Source organism: Sphingomonas paludis (assembly GCF_053502515.1).
Genome location: NZ_CP187558.1, coordinates 1,003,208 through 1,019,847, shown reverse-complemented (window position 1 = coordinate 1,019,847; position 16,640 = coordinate 1,003,208). Strand labels below are relative to the sequence as shown.

Annotated in this window: 19 protein-coding genes; 16 read left to right on the top strand and 3 right to left on the bottom strand. The window is 67.6% G+C overall.

The window, feature by feature from the left end; translation table 11 throughout:
- Nucleotides 1–23 precede the first annotated feature (23 nt).
- From ACPVPU_RS04940 to ACPVPU_RS04930, 3 genes are all read left to right on the top strand, one after another.
- Nucleotides 24–512 (top strand): hypothetical protein, encoded by a 489-nt coding sequence (locus tag ACPVPU_RS04940; protein ID WP_448659864.1) that lies wholly within the window; start codon nt 24–26, stop codon nt 510–512.
- A 97-nt stretch (nt 513–609) separates the two neighbouring features.
- On the top strand, nt 610–2,103 hold the full coding sequence (locus ACPVPU_RS04935) for a DEAD/DEAH box helicase (RefSeq protein WP_448659863.1): 1,494 nt from the start codon (nt 610–612) through the stop codon (nt 2,101–2,103).
- An 11-nt stretch (nt 2,104–2,114) separates the two neighbouring features.
- Nucleotides 2,115–2,327, top strand: a complete 213-nt coding sequence (locus tag ACPVPU_RS04930; protein WP_448659862.1) for a DUF1289 domain-containing protein — start codon at nt 2,115–2,117, stop codon at nt 2,325–2,327.
- On the opposite strand, the gene ACPVPU_RS04925 is transcribed toward ACPVPU_RS04930, so the two are convergent.
- The gene (locus tag ACPVPU_RS04925; RefSeq protein ID WP_448659861.1) at nt 2,291–2,890 is read right to left on the bottom strand and encodes a DUF6445 family protein; all 600 of its coding nucleotides are present in this window, start codon (nt 2,888–2,890) and stop codon (nt 2,291–2,293) included. The two genes, ACPVPU_RS04930 and ACPVPU_RS04925, sit on opposite strands and share 37 nt — an antisense overlap.
- Before the next feature lie 85 nt (nt 2,891–2,975).
- On the opposite strand from ACPVPU_RS04925, the gene ACPVPU_RS04920 reads away from it, so the two are divergent.
- Together ACPVPU_RS04920 and ACPVPU_RS04915 are read left to right on the top strand one after the other, a co-directional pair.
- The gene (locus ACPVPU_RS04920; protein WP_448659860.1) at nt 2,976–3,908 is read left to right on the top strand and encodes a pirin family protein; all 933 of its coding nucleotides are present in this window, start codon (nt 2,976–2,978) and stop codon (nt 3,906–3,908) included.
- A gap of 2 nt (nt 3,909–3,910) precedes the next feature.
- Nucleotides 3,911–4,792 carry an alpha/beta fold hydrolase gene (locus ACPVPU_RS04915; protein WP_448659859.1) on the top strand — a complete coding sequence of 294 codons (882 nt, stop codon included), beginning with the start codon at nt 3,911–3,913 and terminating at the stop codon, nt 4,790–4,792.
- A gap of 7 nt (nt 4,793–4,799) precedes the next feature.
- Here the strand turns inward: ACPVPU_RS04915 and ACPVPU_RS04910 are convergent, their stop codons facing one another.
- Complete coding sequence (locus ACPVPU_RS04910; protein ID WP_448659858.1) at nt 4,800–5,828, bottom strand: DUF2332 domain-containing protein; 1,029 nt, start codon at nt 5,826–5,828, stop codon at nt 4,800–4,802.
- A 62-nt stretch (nt 5,829–5,890) separates the two neighbouring features.
- Between ACPVPU_RS04910 and hisG the strand changes: the two genes are divergently transcribed.
- The 4 genes from hisG (at nt 5,891) to ACPVPU_RS04890 (ending at nt 8,587) form a co-directional block, all read left to right on the top strand.
- Entirely contained in the window at nt 5,891–6,553 is a 663-nt protein-coding gene (hisG, locus tag ACPVPU_RS04905; RefSeq protein ID WP_448659857.1) for an ATP phosphoribosyltransferase, read from the top strand.
- A complete protein-coding gene (gene hisD, locus ACPVPU_RS04900; protein ID WP_448659856.1) occupies nt 6,550–7,845 on the top strand; it encodes a histidinol dehydrogenase in 1,296 nt (431 codons plus the stop codon). The genes hisG and hisD overlap by 4 nt, the downstream gene beginning before the upstream one ends.
- A gap of 102 nt (nt 7,846–7,947) precedes the next feature.
- On the top strand, nt 7,948–8,409 hold the full coding sequence (gene nusB / locus ACPVPU_RS04895) for a transcription antitermination factor NusB (RefSeq protein WP_448659855.1): 462 nt from the start codon (nt 7,948–7,950) through the stop codon (nt 8,407–8,409).
- A 4-nt stretch (nt 8,410–8,413) separates the two neighbouring features.
- Nucleotides 8,414–8,587 (top strand): DUF4169 family protein, encoded by a 174-nt coding sequence (locus tag ACPVPU_RS04890; protein WP_448659854.1) that lies wholly within the window; start codon nt 8,414–8,416, stop codon nt 8,585–8,587.
- A gap of 120 nt (nt 8,588–8,707) precedes the next feature.
- Here the strand turns inward: ACPVPU_RS04890 and ACPVPU_RS04885 are convergent, their stop codons facing one another.
- The gene (locus tag ACPVPU_RS04885; protein WP_448659853.1) at nt 8,708–9,526 is read right to left on the bottom strand and encodes a flagellin N-terminal helical domain-containing protein; all 819 of its coding nucleotides are present in this window, start codon (nt 9,524–9,526) and stop codon (nt 8,708–8,710) included.
- A gap of 289 nt (nt 9,527–9,815) precedes the next feature.
- Between ACPVPU_RS04885 and ACPVPU_RS04880 the strand changes: the two genes are divergently transcribed.
- From ACPVPU_RS04880 to ACPVPU_RS04850, 7 genes are read left to right on the top strand one after another with little or no spacing between them, the layout of a single operon-like run.
- Complete coding sequence (locus ACPVPU_RS04880; RefSeq protein ID WP_448659852.1) at nt 9,816–11,093, top strand: sigma-54 interaction domain-containing protein; 1,278 nt, start codon at nt 9,816–9,818, stop codon at nt 11,091–11,093.
- A complete protein-coding gene (gene fliE / locus ACPVPU_RS04875) occupies nt 11,090–11,452 on the top strand; it encodes a flagellar hook-basal body complex protein FliE (RefSeq protein ID WP_448659851.1) in 363 nt (120 codons plus the stop codon). Before ACPVPU_RS04880 ends, fliE begins: the two co-directional genes overlap by 4 nt.
- 3 nt (nt 11,453–11,455) lie before the next feature.
- On the top strand, nt 11,456–13,162 hold the full coding sequence (gene fliF, locus ACPVPU_RS04870) for a flagellar basal-body MS-ring/collar protein FliF (RefSeq protein WP_448659850.1): 1,707 nt from the start codon (nt 11,456–11,458) through the stop codon (nt 13,160–13,162).
- Nucleotides 13,159–14,166 carry a flagellar motor switch protein FliG gene (gene fliG, locus ACPVPU_RS04865; protein WP_448659849.1) on the top strand — a complete coding sequence of 336 codons (1,008 nt, stop codon included), beginning with the start codon at nt 13,159–13,161 and terminating at the stop codon, nt 14,164–14,166. The genes fliF and fliG overlap by 4 nt, the downstream gene beginning before the upstream one ends.
- Nucleotides 14,159–14,887: a FliH/SctL family protein gene (locus tag ACPVPU_RS04860; RefSeq protein ID WP_448659848.1), complete on the top strand. Its 729-nt coding sequence runs from the start codon at nt 14,159–14,161 to the stop codon at nt 14,885–14,887. Before fliG ends, ACPVPU_RS04860 begins: the two co-directional genes overlap by 8 nt.
- Nucleotides 14,887–16,215, top strand: coding sequence for a FliI/YscN family ATPase (locus tag ACPVPU_RS04855; RefSeq protein WP_448659847.1), 1,329 nt, complete (start codon nt 14,887–14,889; stop codon nt 16,213–16,215). Before ACPVPU_RS04860 ends, ACPVPU_RS04855 begins: the two co-directional genes overlap by 1 nt.
- Nucleotides 16,208–16,639 (top strand): hypothetical protein, encoded by a 432-nt coding sequence (locus tag ACPVPU_RS04850; protein WP_448659846.1) that lies wholly within the window; start codon nt 16,208–16,210, stop codon nt 16,637–16,639. The genes ACPVPU_RS04855 and ACPVPU_RS04850 overlap by 8 nt, the downstream gene beginning before the upstream one ends.
- Nucleotide 16,640 lies beyond the last annotated feature (1 nt).

Genomic DNA, 16,640 nt, shown 5'->3' with positions numbered 1-16,640 from the left:
TCAAAACCCGCGTTTCATAGACAATGGCGATGATAATCCTGAACCCCCTGACCCTGTTGATGCTGGCCGCCTCCAGCGCGATGTTGCCGGGCGAACCGCCCCCGCAACAAGGGCAGCGCCGCGTCGTCACCAACAGCATGAGCATTCAGCGCGTCATCATCCGGGTCCCCAATACCACCAGCTTTGCCGCCAATGTGGTTCCGGCCCCCTCGCGCGCACCCGCCCCGCCGCCGATCAGTTGGGTGGAACGGCGCGCCGGCCGATGCGTCCCGCTGACCGACATTGCCGCCGCCACCATCACCCGGACGGACAGCGTCGACCTGGTGATGAACGGGGGGCGCCGCGTGCGTGCCCGTCTGGGCAGCGATTGCCCGGCGCTCAATTTCTATTCGGGCGTGTATCTGAAACCGGCCAGCGATGGTCAGATCTGCGCCGACCGCGACTGGGTGCGATCCCGGTCGGGTGGCCAGTGCCAGATCCAGTCCTTTCACGCACTGGTGCCCGCGCGGTAACGCCGATCCGCGCCCCGCGCTTGACATTCGGGCCTAAATCCGCGAGCGCCCCCAGGGGTGCTCGGCGGTTCGCGCGCTCCTTTTTCCGGACATTTGCATGAACTTTGCCGATCTCGGCCTGTCAGACGAACTTTTGAAGGCGGTTGGGGCGGCCGGCTATTCCGAGCCGACTCCGGTGCAGGCACAGGCCATCCCGTCCGTTCTGATGATGCGCGACCTGATCGCCATCGCCCAGACGGGTACTGGCAAGACTGCCAGTTTCGTGCTGCCGATGATCGACATTCTGGCGCAGGGGCGCACACGCGCGCTGATGCCGCGCAGCCTGATTTTGGAACCGACGCGCGAACTGGCAGCACAGGTTGCCGAAAACTTCGAGAAATACGGCAAGAACCACAAGCTCTCCATGGCCCTGCTGATTGGCGGCGTGCAGATGGGGGATCAGGTCAAGGCGCTGGAACGCGGCGTGGACGTGCTGATCGCGACGCCGGGCCGCCTGATGGACCTGTTCGAACGCGGCAAGATCCTGCTGACCGGCTGTTCCATGCTTGTCATCGACGAGGCGGACCGGATGCTCGACATGGGTTTCATCCCCGATATCGAGACGATCTGTTCAAAACTGCCCGCCAATCGCCAGACGCTGTTGTTCTCGGCGACCATGCCACCGCCGATCAAGAAGCTGGCCGACCGGTTCCTCTCGAACCCCAAGACGATCGAGGTGTCGCGGCCGGCATCGACCAACCTGAACATCACGCAATATGTCGTCTCGACATCCGGGCCGAAAAAGCGCGACGCACTGCTTCGCCTGCTCAAGTCCGAGGCCCCGGCATCCAGCATCATCTTTTGCAACCGCAAGACCATGGTGCGCGACCTGAACAAGGCGCTTCGTCAAAAGGGGTTCCAGTCGGGCGAGATTCACGGCGACATGGACCAGTCGTCGCGCATCGCTGAGTTAGACCGGTTCAAATCGGGCGCGATCAACATTCTGGTCGCCAGCGACGTGGCCGCCCGCGGGCTGGACGTAAAAGGCGTCAGCCATGTGTTCAATTTCGATGCGCCATGGCATCCCGATGATTATGTCCACCGCATCGGCCGCACTGGACGAGCGGGCGCGACGGGCGTCGCCTATACCTTCGTCACCGCGGAAGACGCGGAAAACATCGCCAACATCGAAAAGCTGACGGGGCACAAGATCGCCCGGCTGGATGCGGGCGCCCTGACTACGCCGGATGCCGATCGCGCCGCCGACGCCAAGCCGGAGGCGGAGGCCACTGACCAGCCGAAGCCGCCGCGCAGCCGGTCCGGCCGCACCCGCGCCGCGAAGCCGGATGCGGGGGCGAAGACCGCCGCGACGCCGGATACGGCGAAACCGGTCGCCGCCAAGGCGGATGTGCCGGAAGCTGCGGCGTCCCCGCGTGCTGCCGCCCCGCAGGCAGAAGCGGCCGAAACCGCCGAACGCCCACGACGGCGCGAGCGGAACGAACGGAACGACCGGTCGGAGCGCCGCGGCCAGCGCGCGGATCACGCCGATGGCCCGGACGATGGGTGGAACGGCCCGTTCCCGGCGTTTCTCGACGTCACCCTGGGTCGCTGATCCGCGCTGTCATGCACGGCGCCGCCGCCCCCGCCCGGCCAGATGCCGTGGCCAGCCCCTGCATCAATACCTGTCGGCTCGACCGGGAGAGCGGATGGTGCCTGGGCTGCCTGCGTACCGGTGACGAAATCGCTGCCTGGCCGAACGCCGACGACGCACAACGCCTGACGATCCTGGCCCGGCTGGATCAGCGCCGCGTCGCGCTTTCGAAGAACATCAGGTAGATCAGCCGCCCGTTTTCCAGGCTGTCGCCAAAGGCTTCGCCCGCCGTATGCCACAGCCAGGGGCGCAGCAGCGCCAGCCGGTTGAACCGCATCGGCACCCGCATCGTCATTTCCCACTGATCGGGGTCCAGCGTGTCCTTCTCCAGGATCGCCTGGGTCATTTCCGGTCCGCTGGGATAGCCATGTGCGTGCGCCTCCGCATCGTTCAGCGGGGCGCGGTCCATGCCGGTCGGCTTGTGCCGGAAGAACTCGGTGCCGCCCCGGCAATCTTCCGGCCGCGACAAGTACAGAATGCCCGACCAGTGCGCGGAATCGACATGAACGCTGGCGCGCCCGACATCGCCGGCCAGGGTGATGCGGCATTTCGCATGCGACTGGCGCGGCTCGATGGGGCGAAGCGGCTCGCCCAGAAACTGCGAACACCCCTCGACCAGCCCATCGATATTGATGCGCTGCCTCGAATTGCGGCCGGGAAACGCAGCGGCATTTTCCGGATAGTCCAGGCGCAGCGCCGCATCCCGCAGCGCTTCGGCATTTTCCAGAAAATCGTCGATGATCATCATACTGGTCGGCATGGGGCGACTTGTGCCTCAGGCTGCGGTATCGCTCAACCCGACATAACAACCCGGCAACAAAGGCGATTCCCGCATGAGCGACTGGACCGATTTCGGGGCGGATGCCGCCGCAGACAGCCTGATCCATCAGGTGATCCGCCCGACGACGCATGACCTGGGCGGGTTCAAGGTGCACCGCACGCTGCCGTCAAAGCCGCGCACGATGGTCGGCCCCTTCATCTTTTTCGACCAGATGGGCCCGGCCCGCCTGCCCCGGGGCGAGGGGATCGACGTGCGGCCGCACCCGCACATCAACCTGTCGACCGTCACCTATCTGTTCGGCGGCGCGATCGATCACCGCGATTCGCTCGGCACCTTTGCGACGATCGAGCCGGGCGCGGTCAATCTGATGACGGCCGGGCGGGGCATCGTCCATTCGGAACGCTCGCCCGGTCCCCAGCGGGCGGAGGGGCCGGAATTGTCTGGCATCCAGACTTGGCTGGCGCTGCCCGACCATCTGGAAGAGGTCGATCCTGCATTCCAGCACGTATCCAGCGCCGACCTGCCGGTGCTGGAGGATGCGGGCGTTCGCGCGCGGATCATCATGGGCACCCTGTGGGGGCGGACCGCACCGACGACGACCCATGCCGGCACCATCTATGCCGACATCCTGCTGGGTGCCGGGGCCAGCGTGCCCATCGATGCGGAAGCGGACGAACGCTGCGTCTATGTGGCGATGGGCGGTGCGACGCTCGACGGCCTGACGCTGGAGCCGCAGGTCCTGTACGTGCTGCGCCCCGGCGTGGCGGCGACGCTGACCAGCAGCGGCGGCGGTCGCGTGATGCTGGCAGGCGGCGAGGCGTTCAGGACCGAGCGCCATGTCTGGTGGAACTTCGTCTCATCCAGCCGCGAACGGATCAACGAGGCGAAGCGCGCCTGGAAGGCCGGCGAGTTTCCGACCGTACCCGGCGACGACAAGGAATATATCCCAATCCCCGAAGTGCCGAAAACGGTCAGCTATCCTTGAGCATGGCGCAGCACCGGATCGCGCTTGCCACTAGCGTCGCGCTGGACGTGTGGACCGACGGCGATCCGGCCGCCCCCGCCATGATCCTTTTGCACGGCTTTCCCGAATCGCACCGGACTTGGCGGCATCAGATGGGCGAATTCGCCAGCGACCATTTCGTCGTCGCCCCCGATCAGCGCGGCTATGCGCGATCGGACAAGCCCGCCAATGTCGCCGACTATGCGCCCGAGCATCCCGTCGCCGATCTGATCGCGCTGGCCGATCATCTGGGCATTGGCCGGTTCACGCTGGTCGGCCATGACTGGGGCGGCGCCATCGCCTTTCTGGCGGCGCTTCGCCACCCGGACCGGATCGAGCGGCTGATCGTCATCAATGCACCGCACCCCCTGATCTTTCAGCGGACTCTGTTCGACGATCCCGCTCAGCGCGCGGCCAGCCAGTATATGACGGCGTTCCGCGATCCGGGGATCGAATCGCATCTGGCCGGGATGGGCTTGTCGGCATTCTTCGACACCAGCTTTGCCCGCCATGCCGATCCGGCGCTGCTGGCGGGTCAAAAGGCCGCGTATCTGGACGAATGGTCGCAGCCGGGCGCGATCACCGCGATGCTGAACTGGTACCGCGCCAGCACGATCCAGGTGCCGGGAATGGACGAAACGCCCGCCCGCCCCGCCTGGCTGGAAGGCCCGTTCACGCCGGTCGCCATGCCGACTCTGGTCATCTGGGGGATGCAGGATCCGGCGCTGCTGCCCTGCCAGCTGGACGGACTGGACGCGCTGGTTCCCGACCTGACCATCGCAAGGATCGAACAGGCGGGGCATTTCGTGCCGTGGGAGGCACCGGACGCGGTCAACCGCGCGATTCGCGGCTGGATGCAGCGTTAGGGTCCGGTCAGCCCGTCCAGTCCACCCATGCCCCATGGGCATGGCTGGTTCCCAGCACGCGCCGTCCGCCATCCGGCCACAGGGACAGTGCGACTTCGACCAATGACCGTCGCTCGTCCCATTCGAAGCTGATCCAGGCCAGTGGCCGGTCCATGCTGGCCCGCGTCCCCGCCGCCGCCATCGCCCGGGCCACGCGGTCGCGTCCCGCATCGTTCAGATATTGCAGGACGATGGAATGGAACACCGCCCGTCCCGTCCCCGCCGCCTGGGGTTCGGCCAGCCGCGCCTCCAGCCACTCTGCTGCATCCCCCCGGTCGATCCGCGGCGGATGGACCGCCGCCAGCGCCAGCGCTGCCTCCAGCCGGGCCATGCGGTCGGTCTGGTCCGGCCAGCAATAGGCGCGCAGCCGTTCCTTCGTGCCCTCGTCCAGCGGATCGAGCGGATCGCGGTCCACGCCGCAAGCCTCGATGATCGTCAGGGGCGCGGCGGGCGGCGGCGGGCCCCGCCATTCGGGTGCGATCCTGAGCAGGCTCATCGGATTGCCCGCGCGCACGCCGCCCAGATCATAGGCGAATCGGTGCAGGTTCAGGTTCAGGCCGGCGCTGGAACCCAGCTCGATCAGCTCGAACGGCACCGGAAACCGTGCCGCCGCCGTCAGCAGCGCCGCCATGATCGGCCCGGCACGATAGACTTCGTTCGTCTGCGGCGGCGATTGCATCCATGCCGCGATCCATGCGTCCTGCGCCGCCAGCGTGTCGCCGATCACCGCATCGAAATCGCCGTCCAGCGCATGATAAAGCGCGACCAGCGGCGCATTGGCACGCCGCCGGGCCAGCGCGTGCATCGCCCCCGAAAAGCGCAGCGCCACCGCCGCCTCGCTGCGGCTGCCCGGCCAGCCGGCGACCAGCGCGGTAGTTATCGGCCCGCGCTCCAGGACGCGCCCGCCCGCCTCGATCACCGATGCGGTAAAGGGCGACCGCATCCTGCGACAGATCGCTGCCTGCCGCTGAAACTCGCCGCCGTCGATGGCTGTCATCGGATCGTTTCCCCGCCCCCTTGTTGCGCGCCCGCCCTACCCCAGATAAAGCGCCGCATCCAATGACCCAGCCGCTGATCATCGCCGTGCCCAAGGGGCGCATCCTGGACGAGGCCCTGCCCGTGTTGCGCGCGGTCGGCATCGAGCCGGAAGCCGCGTTCAGCGACGAGGGCAGCCGGGCGCTCCGCTTTTCGACCAGCGATCCGGCCATCGACCTGATCCGGGTCCGCGCCTTCGACGTCGCCACCTTTGTCGCACACGGCGCGGCGCAGCTAGGTATCGTCGGATCGGATGTGCTGATGGAGTTCGATTATTCCGAACTCTATGCGCCCGTCGATCTGGGCATCGGCCATTGCCGCCTGTCGATCGCCGAACCCGCCGATCTGGCCGCGACCGACGATCCGCGCGGGTGGAGCCATGTGCGCGTCGCCACCAAATATCCGCACGCCACCCGCCGCCATTTCGAGGCGCGCGGCGTGCAGGCGGAATGCGTCAAGCTGAACGGCGCGATGGAACTGGCGCCGAAGCTGGGCCTCGCCCCGCGCATCGTCGACCTGGTGTCGTCGGGCCGGACGCTCAAGGAAAACGGGCTGGTCGAGGTGGAAGTCATTACCGAAGTGTCGAGCCGGCTGATCGTCAACCGGGCCGCGTTCAAGACCAATGCCCGCGTCGTGCCGCTGATCGACAGCTTCCGGCGCGCCGTCGCGGAAAGGGAGGCGGCATGATCCGGCTGGACGCGACGCAGGCTGACTTTGCCGATCGGTTCGATACGTTGGTCAACGCCCGGCGGGAAGCGGACAGCGATGTCTCCCGCGATGTCGCCGCGATCCTCACCCGGGTGCGGACGTACGGCGATGCCGCCGTCCATGCGCTGACCGCGCAGTTCGACCGGCATGATCTGGACGCCACCGGCTGGGCCATCCCGCGTGAGGCGTGTCTGGCCGCGCTGGACCAATTGTCGCCGGAGTTGCGGGCCGCACTTGAACTCGCCCGCGACCGGATCGCCGCCTACCACGAAAAACAGCGCCCGTCGGACAGCGAAACGGTGGAGCCGAACGGCATCCGCACCGGCGCGCGGTGGAGCGCGGTGGCGGCGGCGGGCGTCTATGTTCCCGGCGGCCGCGCTGCCTATCCCTCGTCCGTGCTGATGAACACCCTGCCTGCCAAGGTTGCCGGCGTCGAACGGCTGGTGATGGTGACGCCGACCCCCGACGGCGTGGTCAATCCGCTGGTGCTGGCCGCCGCAGCGCTGGGCGGCGTCGACGAGGTGTGGCGGATCGGCGGGGCGCAGGCGGTGGCCGCGCTCGCCTATGGCACGGATCGCATCCGGCCCGTCGACGTCATCACCGGCCCCGGCAATGCCTGGGTCGCAGAGGCGAAGCGCCAGGTTTACGGCGTCGTCGGCATCGACATGGTCGCCGGGCCAAGCGAGATCGTGGTCGTCGCCGACGGCCTGAACGATCCGGAATGGACCGCTGCCGATCTGCTCAGCCAGTCGGAACATGATCCGACCAGCCAGTCGATCCTGTTTACCGATGACGCCGGCTTTGCCGATGCCGTTGCCGCCGCGGTCGACCGCCAGATCGACACCCTGTCCACCGCAGGGGTGGCCCGCGCCGCATGGGACGCGAACGGCGCGATCATCGTCGTGCCGACGCTGGCCGACGCCATCCCGCTGGTCGACCGGCTGGCGCCCGAACATCTGGAACTGGCCTGCGACGATGCGGACGCCCTGTTCGCGCGCGTCCGTCACGCCGGATCGGTGTTTCTAGGCCGCCACACGCCAGAGGCGGTCGGCGATTATGTCGCGGGGCCAAACCACGTGCTGCCGACGGGTCGCCGCGCCCGGTTTTCCAGCGGCCTGTCGGTCCTGGATTTCATGAAGCGGACCAGCTTTCTCTCGCTCGGTGCCGACGGGCTGGCTGCCATCGGCCCGGCCGCCGTCGCGCTTGCCGAGGCGGAGGGGCTGCCCGCCCATGCCCGCTCGGTCGCGCTGCGGCTCGCTTCAACCCACTAACCGTTCGCGCCGAGCCGACCGGAGCGCTGTCCTTTTCTTTCCCGCAAAAGAAGGGCACGGCCTTGAAAATGCTCAGCCCGAACGGGCAAGGAACACTCGATCATGTCCAGTCCAAAGTCCAAATCCCGAACCCAGGCTCGTGCCGCCGCGCGGCTGGGTGCCGTGCAGGCGCTGTATCAACAGGAAATGGAGGGCACCCGGCTGGTCCAGCTGCTGTCCGAATTCCATCAGCACCGGCTGGGCGCGATCATCGAAGACGTCGAATATGCCGATGCCGACATCGCGTTCTTCGACGATCTGGTAAAGGGCGTCGATGCCCGGCGCGAAGAGATCGATGCGCTGGTCACGTCGAAATTGTCCGCCGGCTGGACGCTTGATCGGCTGGACCGGCCGATGCGACAAATCCTGCGCAGCGGCACCTATGAACTGATCGCCCGGCCCGATGTGCCGACGGGTGCCGTCATCAGCGAATATCTGGACGTCGCCGACGCCTTTTACGACAAGCGCGAAAAGAACTTCGTCAACGGCCTGCTGGACGCCGTGGCCAAGCAGGTTCGCGGCTGACCTGATGGGCACGGTGGTCAATCTGCGGCTCGCCCGCAAGGCAAAGGCCCGCGCCGCCGCACAGACGACCGCCGCCGCCAACCGGGCGCTGCACGGCCGGACACGGGTCGAACGCGACCGGGATGCCGCCGAACAGGCGCGCCGCGACGCGGAACTGGACGGCGCCCGGCTGGACTGAACATGCAAAACCCCGGCGGCGCTTGGCCACCGGGGTTCTGCTGCCCCTCCATGGAAAGGCTCTGGCGGTCCGGCCCCACCCGCTGATTGGGGGGGCGGGGGGACCGGTACGCTTTTACGCTTAACGCAGCAGCGACAGCACGCCCTGCTGGCTCTGGTTCGCCTGCGCCAGCATCGCGGTCGACGCCTGGCTCAGGATCTGGGCCTTGGCGAGCGCCGTCGTTTCGGCGGAGAAGTCCGCGTCCTCGATGCGGCTGCGCGCGTCGGTCAGGTTGGTCATGTTCTGGGTCAGGTTGTTGACCACCGACTGCAGGCGGCTCTGGCTGGCACCCAGCGTGGCGCGGCTGGTCGAGATCGAGCTGATCGCGTCGTCCAGCGTGTCCAGTGCATCCGAAGCATCGGTCGCGTCCGAAATGTCGACGGCGATGGCGTCGTCCAGATCGACTTCCGACAGGTCGAGGGCAACCGTTTCACCCGAATTCGCGCCGACCTGGATCGACACGCTGCCGCCCGAACCGGCAGTGCCGTCGAACAGCTTCACACCGTTGAACTCGGTGTTCGCCAAGATGTCGGTCAGCTGCGACTGCAGCTCGGTGACTTCCGCCTGCAGGTTGGTGCGGTCGTCGTCGGAATAGGTGCCCGACGAGGACTGCACGGCCAGTTCGCGGACGCGCTGGAGGATGTTGGTGACTTCGTTCAGCGCACCTTCGGCGGTCTGCGCCATCGAGATACCGTCGTTCGCGTTGCGGATCGACTGGTTCATGCCGCGGATCTGCGAGGTCATGGACGTGGCGATGGCGAGGCCGGCGGCGTCGTCCTTCGCGGAATTGATGCGCTTGCCGGTCGACAAACGCTCCATCGAAGCGGTCAGCGAGTTGCTCGCCATCTTCGAAGCGTTCGAAGCGCGCAGCGCACCGATATTGGTTCCGATAACAGTCATGGTTCCGATCTCCATCTACTTCAGGCCGCCTCTCCGTGTCCCCCCAACAGCGGGAGCGGTGAGTAGCCGTCAGGGGGAACGACAGGCTGAGCGACCGATTAAGGATTATTTTTTGAACGGGGCCTTGAGCCGAGAACTGACGGATTTCCGGCGGCGGAAATGTGCCCTCGCGCGGTATCGCGCTCGTGCGGGCCTACGCGGGCGCGGCATACAGCGGTGAAACGGAGGGTCGGGTTTACGGTTCGTTTACCATCGTAGCGGCATTGAACCCTTGAACAGGGGGTTTGCCATGACCGTGATCCACGCCACGCCAGCAGTCGTCGAACGCAAGTTCGCGCTCGTGTCGCAATTGCGCGCCCAGGGCTTCGTGCTGGCCAAGCAGGGCGACCGGCCCATCGCCGGGGCCATGCATCTGGTGATGGAGGGCGAAGTGCCCGCCGTGCCCGCCCGCACGCTGGTGCTGGGCGACGGCCCGCTCGAGGTGCGCCCGTTCCGCGATGGCCAGAGCGCCCGGCTGCGCTTCACCGCCGCCGATGGCACGCTGGCCCAGGGCTATGCCGCCGCGCTGCTGAAAGGGGGCATGGCCCCGGTCGCCGCCGATCCCGAAAGCCTGGCGCTGTTCGCGCTGGCCGAACGGGTTGCGGGCGCGGACATCACCGTCCTGATCAACGGGCCGACCGGCACCGGCAAGGAAGTGATGGCACGCACCATCCACGCCGCCTCGCCGCGCCGGGACGGCCCCTTCATCGCCATCAATTGCGCCGCACTGCCGGAAACCATGCTGGAGGCGATGCTGTTCGGCCATGTGAAGGGCAGCTTCACCGGCGCGTCATCGGGCGGAGAGGGCTTTTTCCGGGCCGCGAACGGCGGCACGCTGCTGCTGGACGAAATCGCCGAAATGCCCTTGGGGCTGCAGGCCAAGCTGCTGCGCGCGCTTCAGGAACGCGAAGTGGTACCGATCGGGGCCACGGCAGCCGAACCGATCGACGTGCGGGTCATCGCCTGTGCCAACCGCGATCTGCAGACCGAAGTGGCCGAAGGCCGCTTTCGCGCCGACCTTTACTACCGGCTCAGCGTCTTTCCGCTGGCCACCCGCGCGCTGGCGGATCGCCCGGGCGATATCGCAGCGCTGGCCGCTGCCATGGTGGTCCGCCATGCCAGCACCCGCCAGCTATTACCCGCGATCAGCGCCGATGCGCTGGAATTGCTGATCAACCATGACTGGCCCGGCAATGCCCGCGAGCTGGAAAACGTCATTCAGCGCGCACTGTTGCTGGCGACGCTGGACCGGATCGAGGCGGGGGACATTATTTTCGACCGTCCTGCGACGCGCCGCGCATCGGCGCCGGTAGCGGCGGTGACCGCCATCGACGGCGATGCGGCGATGCCGCTCAGCAACATCGTCCAGATGAGCGAGTTCCAGGCGATCCGCGAAACGCTGAAGGCATGCGGCGGCAGCCGGATTGAAACGGCGCGCCGGCTGGGCATTTCCGAACGCACGCTTCGCTATCGCCTGGCACGGCTGCGCGAACAGGGTGACGACGTTGCCCAGGCGGTATCGGCATGACCGGCATTCGCGGTGCTGGCGATGCGATGGGCATCGACCGGGTGATGCAGCTTCGCGCCCAGATCCTGGAGCGCAATCAGGCGCTGGCCCGGGCCAATCAGGCGCAGTCGGCGACGCCCGTCGATCAGGCCGCGCGCCCGGTCAGCTTTGCCGACACGATGCAGACCGCGCTGGCGCAGGTGAACCAGACCCAGACGCAGGCCGGCGACCTGTCCGCCCAGTATGAACGCGGCGAAACCATCGACATCGCCAAGGTGATGATGGCCCGCCAGCAAGCCTCCGTGGCGTTCGAAGCCACGCTGCAGGTCCGCAACAAACTCCTGTCCGCATACAAGGACATCATGAGCATGCCGGTGTAACCCATGGAAAACGCGATCACTCCCGCCGCTGCCGCGCCCAATCCGGTCGTTGCCCGGTTCGCCGATCCGCTGAAACAGGTCACTGGCCTGATCGAGCAGCCCGCGGTCAAACGCGCGCTGCCGTTCCTGTTTGTGCTGGGGCTGGTCGCCGCCGCTGCGCTTGCCTGGATGGTGCTCGCCACCCCGCCGCAGCGCGTGCTGTTCCAGAATCTGGCCGACAGCGACAAGGGCCAGGTGGCCGAGGCGCTGACCGCCGCCGGCATCGCCAGCGCGTTCGACGACGCCGGATCGATCACCGTGGCAGAGGGCGATTACCACCGCGCCCGGATGCTGCTGGCATCGCAGGACCTGCCCAAGGCGGCACCCGGCGGCTATGCGCTGCTCGATGCGCTGCCCATGGGGGTCAGCCGGGCGGTCGAGGGCGAACGGCTGCGACAGGCGCGCGAGACGGAACTTGCCCGTTCCATCGCCACCATCGACACCGTGGCAGAGGCGCGGGTGCACCTGGCCACGCCAGAAGCCAGCGTCTTCGTGCGCGACAAGGCGGCGCCGTCCGCATCGGTGATCGTCAAACTGCAACAGGGCCGCACCATGAGCGACGCTCAGGTGCGCTCGGTCGTCAACCTCGTCGCCTCCTCCGTGCCCGGCATGAAGCCCGAACAGGTGACGATCGTCGATCAGATGGGTGCGCTGCTCAGCCAGTCCGACGACCGCGACGGGACGGGATCAGGCGGCGATGCGCGCATCGATTTCCAGGGCCGGGTCGAGGACAAATACCGCGACCAATTGGCCAAGCTGCTGACTCCATTGCTGGGCGCGGGCAATTTCTCCGCCGAAATCCAGGCCGATGTCGATCTGGACGAAAATCAGGCGACGCGCGAAACCTATGACAAGGAAAACGCCGTCGTCCGTGCCGAACAGGGCAATTACACCACGCCCCAGGCCGATGCCCAGGCACCCGGCGGCATTCCGGGTGCCCTGTCCAACGCCGTCCCGGGGGCAACCACGGTCGAACGGCCCAACGCAACGCCCCCCGCCCCCGGCCAGACCGCCGAGGCTGGCGCGGCAACGGCCGTGGCGCCGCTGGTCAAAGCCAGCGAGAATTTCGCCCGCAGTTATGACGTAAACCGCGAGGTTTCGGTGACTCGCCAGATGCCGGGCCAGGTCCGGCGGCTGTCGGTCGCCGTGTTGCTGCGCGAACCTGATGGCGGCAAGCCGCGCAGCCCCGTGGAACTGCAGCAGATCACCCAGCTGGTCCGGGCCGCAGTCGGCTACAATGCGGCGCGCGGCGACCAGGTGACCGTCATTAGCCGCAAGTTTTCGACCGAAGTGACCTCGACGGTCGAACCGGAATGGTATGAGGCGGATTGGGTGCCGATGGTGCTGCGCCATGGCACCGCGCTGCTGATCGCGCTGCTCGTGCTGTTCATGGGCGTCCGTCCGCTGGTCAAGGCGATGACCCGCAAGAAGGAGGTACCGGTCGAACCCGGCCCAGCGCCCCGGCAGGCAAGCCTGGCCAACGCCTTCGCCGCCGCCGACGACGCCGCCGCCGATCAGGCGCCACAGGAACCGGTCGTCAGCGTCGAGATGCTGGAAAGCGCGCGCAGCTATGACGACCGCGTCGGGCTGGTGCGTGGCTTTACCCGCGACAATCCCGCCCGCGCCGCCCTGGCGGTGCGCGACATGATCCATGCGGATGGCAAGTCATGAACGAAGAACCGCGCAGCTATACCGGCGTCGAGCGCGCCGCCGTCCTGATGATGCTGGTCGGAGAGGCGGAAGCTGCCGCCATCCTGCAAAAGCTGGAGCCGGAGGAAGTCCGCCAGCTTGGCAAGGCCATGTTCTCGGTCGCGGATGTCAGCGAGGTCGAGGTCGAAGCCGTGCTCGACGATTTCGTCGACCGCGCGCGCGAACGCACATCGGTCAGCTTTGACCCCCGCCCCCGGATCGAGGGGATGATGAACCGCGCGCTCGGCCCCGAAAAGGCCGAAAGCGTGCTGGCGCGCATCACCCCGCCGTCTGCCGCCTGTGCCATCGACCTGCTCGACTGGCTGGACCCGACCGAGATCGCTTCGCTGATCGAGGACGAGCATCCCCAGATCGCGGCGGTGCTGATCGCCAATCTGGATCCCGCCATCGCCGCCAAGGTGCTGGAGCTGCTGCCCGAAACCGTCCAGCCCCAGGTGCTGCACCGCATTGCCAAGCTGGGTCCGATCACGCCCGAGGCCATCGAGACCTTAAAGGCGATGCTGGCCAAGCGCGCCGGCACCGGCGGCGGCGGCTCGGGCCTTCAGATCGGCGGCACGCGCGATGCCGCCAAGATCCTTTCGTCGGCGCGCAAGGCAACCGAGACGCGGGTAATGCCGAAACTGGCCAAGATCGACCGCGATGTCGCTCGCGCGATCGAAGAGGCGATGTTCGTGTTCGACAACCTGCTCGACCTGGACGACAAGTCGCTGGGCACCCTCATCCGCAACATCGACAGCGATACGCTGACCCGCGCGCTGAAGGGCGTGGACGAGGCAGCGCGCAAGCGCTTCCTGGGCTGCATGTCCAGCCGCGCCGCCGACCAGATCCGCGACGAGATGGAATCGCGCGGACCCATGCGCCTGTCCGAAGTGCTGGAAGCGCAAAAGGCGATCATCACCCTCGCCCGCCAGCTCGCCAAGGACGGCACGATCATGATGGGCGCCGGGGAGGACGATTATGTCTGATTTCGCCCCCGGTTTCGTCAGCCGCCACCGGATGGCAGCCGAGGTGCTGGCCCGCGCCTTTGCCCCGGCCGCCGGCTTTACCGAACAGCCGATCGGTGCGTTGCCGAGCGCCGCGTTCATCGAACCGCGCAGCTTCAGCCCCGAATCTCCCGGCCCGCGTCATTTCCGCCCCGCTGACCCGGACCGCAATCCGACCGAGGGCTGGGACCCGCTGACCGCCGCCGATCAGGATGACGGCAGCGACGCGATCGAGGCTGCCCGTGCCGCCGGCTATGCCGAGGGGATGGCAGCCGCGCTGTCCGACCTGACCCAGCAGCGCGACCGGGGGGAAACGCTCGGCGACCGGATCGGCGCTGCGCTGGCAGCCGGGGTGCAGCTCGACCGCGACCGGATGGCACAGCGGCTGCGCTCGACCGTCCTTAAACTGGTCCATGCCGTCGTCGGCGAAACCGGGGTGTCCGCCGAACGGCTGACCAGCCGGATCGATGCGGCGGTCGAGATGCTGGCCGACGGCACCGAATCGGCATTGTTGCGCCTGCATCCCGACGATCTGCCGCTGATCGAGGGGCATCTGCCGCCAAGCGTCTTTGCGGTGGGCGATTCCAGCCTGGCGCGTGGCAGCTTCGCGCTCGAATCGGCGACGACGGTGGTCGAGGACGGTCCCGACCTGTGGCTGGAACAGCTGGATGCGGCGATCAATCGGATCGCGGTCCCCGACTAATGCTGGTGCGCTTCTCCGAAACCTATCTGGATGCGATCGAGCAGACCGATTTCACGCCGCGACCCCGCATTGCCGGCCGTCTGGCCAGCTATGACGGGTTGCTGATGGAGGCGGTCGGCCTGTCGCTGCCGGTCGGCACCGTGTGCGCGATCGGCGAGGGCGCGGGACTGGTGCAGGCCGAAGTCATCGGCTTTCGCGGCGGCCGCACGCTGATGATGAACCTGGGCGGCCCGGCGCCGCTGTTGCCCAACACCCCCGTCCGCCCCATCGGCGCGCCGGGAGAGGCGGAAGTCGGCGCGGCGCTGCTCGGCAGGGTGGTCGACGGTGCCGGTCAACCGATCGACGGCCTGGGGCCGATCCGCGGCGCGGGCAGCTGGCCGCTGGCCGGCCGGCTGCAAAATCCGCTGGACCGGGGCCGGGTGCTCAAACCCCTGGACGTCGGCGTTCGCGCGATCAACGGTCTGTTGACGATCGGCCAGGGACAGCGCGTCGGCATCATGGCCGGATCGGGCGTCGGCAAATCGGTGCTGCTCGGCATGATGGTTCGCGCGGCAAAGGCCGATGTCATCGTCGTCGGCCTGATCGGCGAGCGCAGCCGCGAAGTCGCCGACTTTCTGGAAACCAAGGTCGCCGGCGATGCGCGCGCCCGCTCGGTGGTCGTCGCCGTGCCCGCCAATCATTCGCCGGTGCTGCGCATTCGCGGCGCCCTGCGCGCCACGGCCATTGCCGAGGCTTTCCGGGCCGAGGGCAAGCAGGTGCTGCTGATCATGGATTCGCTGACCCGCGTCGCCCATGCGGGCCGCGAAATCGGGCTGGCCTTGGGCGAACCGGCCAGTGCACGCGGCTATCCGCCCAGTGCCATCGCCATGCTGCCCGGCCTGATCGAACGCGCGGGCACGGACGTGCACAGCGGCGGATCGATCACCGCCATCTATACCGTGCTGGCGGACGGCGATGACGGCAACGATCCCGTCGTCGATTCGGCGCGGTCGATCCTGGACGGGCACATCGTCTTGTCGCGCCAGCTGGCCGAGCGCGGCGTCTATCCCGCCATCGACCTTGGCCCGTCGGTCAGCCGGGTGATGAATGACATTACCGGCCGCCCGCACCAACAGGCCGCGCGCATCCTGCGCCGTCACCTGGCAACCTATGAGGAAAATCGCGATCTGGTGCTGATGGGCGCCTATCGCACCGGCACCGACGCCGCGCTCGACCTTGCCATCGCCTGCCACCCGGCGATCATGGACTATATCCGCCAGGATGCTCACGCAGTCGTGCCGCTGGAGGAAGCGGCGACCGAATTGATCGGGGTGTTCGGCGATGGCTGACAAGGCCGCCCGGCTGGCGCGGCTGCACCGGGTTCGGGGTTTGCAGCTGACGATGGTGCAGGCGGACGAGGCGCGCGCAGCGCAGCGCCTGGCCGAGGAACAGGCACTGCGCACGCGGATCGCCCAGCTGGCGGCAGAGGTCGCCCCCGTGCCCACGCCAGCGCCAGATGCCGCGCTCAGCATGATCGCATCGGCCCATTACCGCGAACGGCTGAACCAGACCGCCGTCGCCGTGGCGGAGCGGCTGGCCGGGGCCGAGCGTCAGCTCGACCGGGCGCGATCAAGAACCATCGAGGCCCGGCGCGACGAAAGTGCGATGGAAAAGCTGATGCAGCGGGCCGCCGAAGAGGCCGCTGCCCGCGCCCGCCGCGCGATGGAGGCATTGCCGCCCGGCAAGCCCGCAAAACGGCACGATCCTTGCTGAA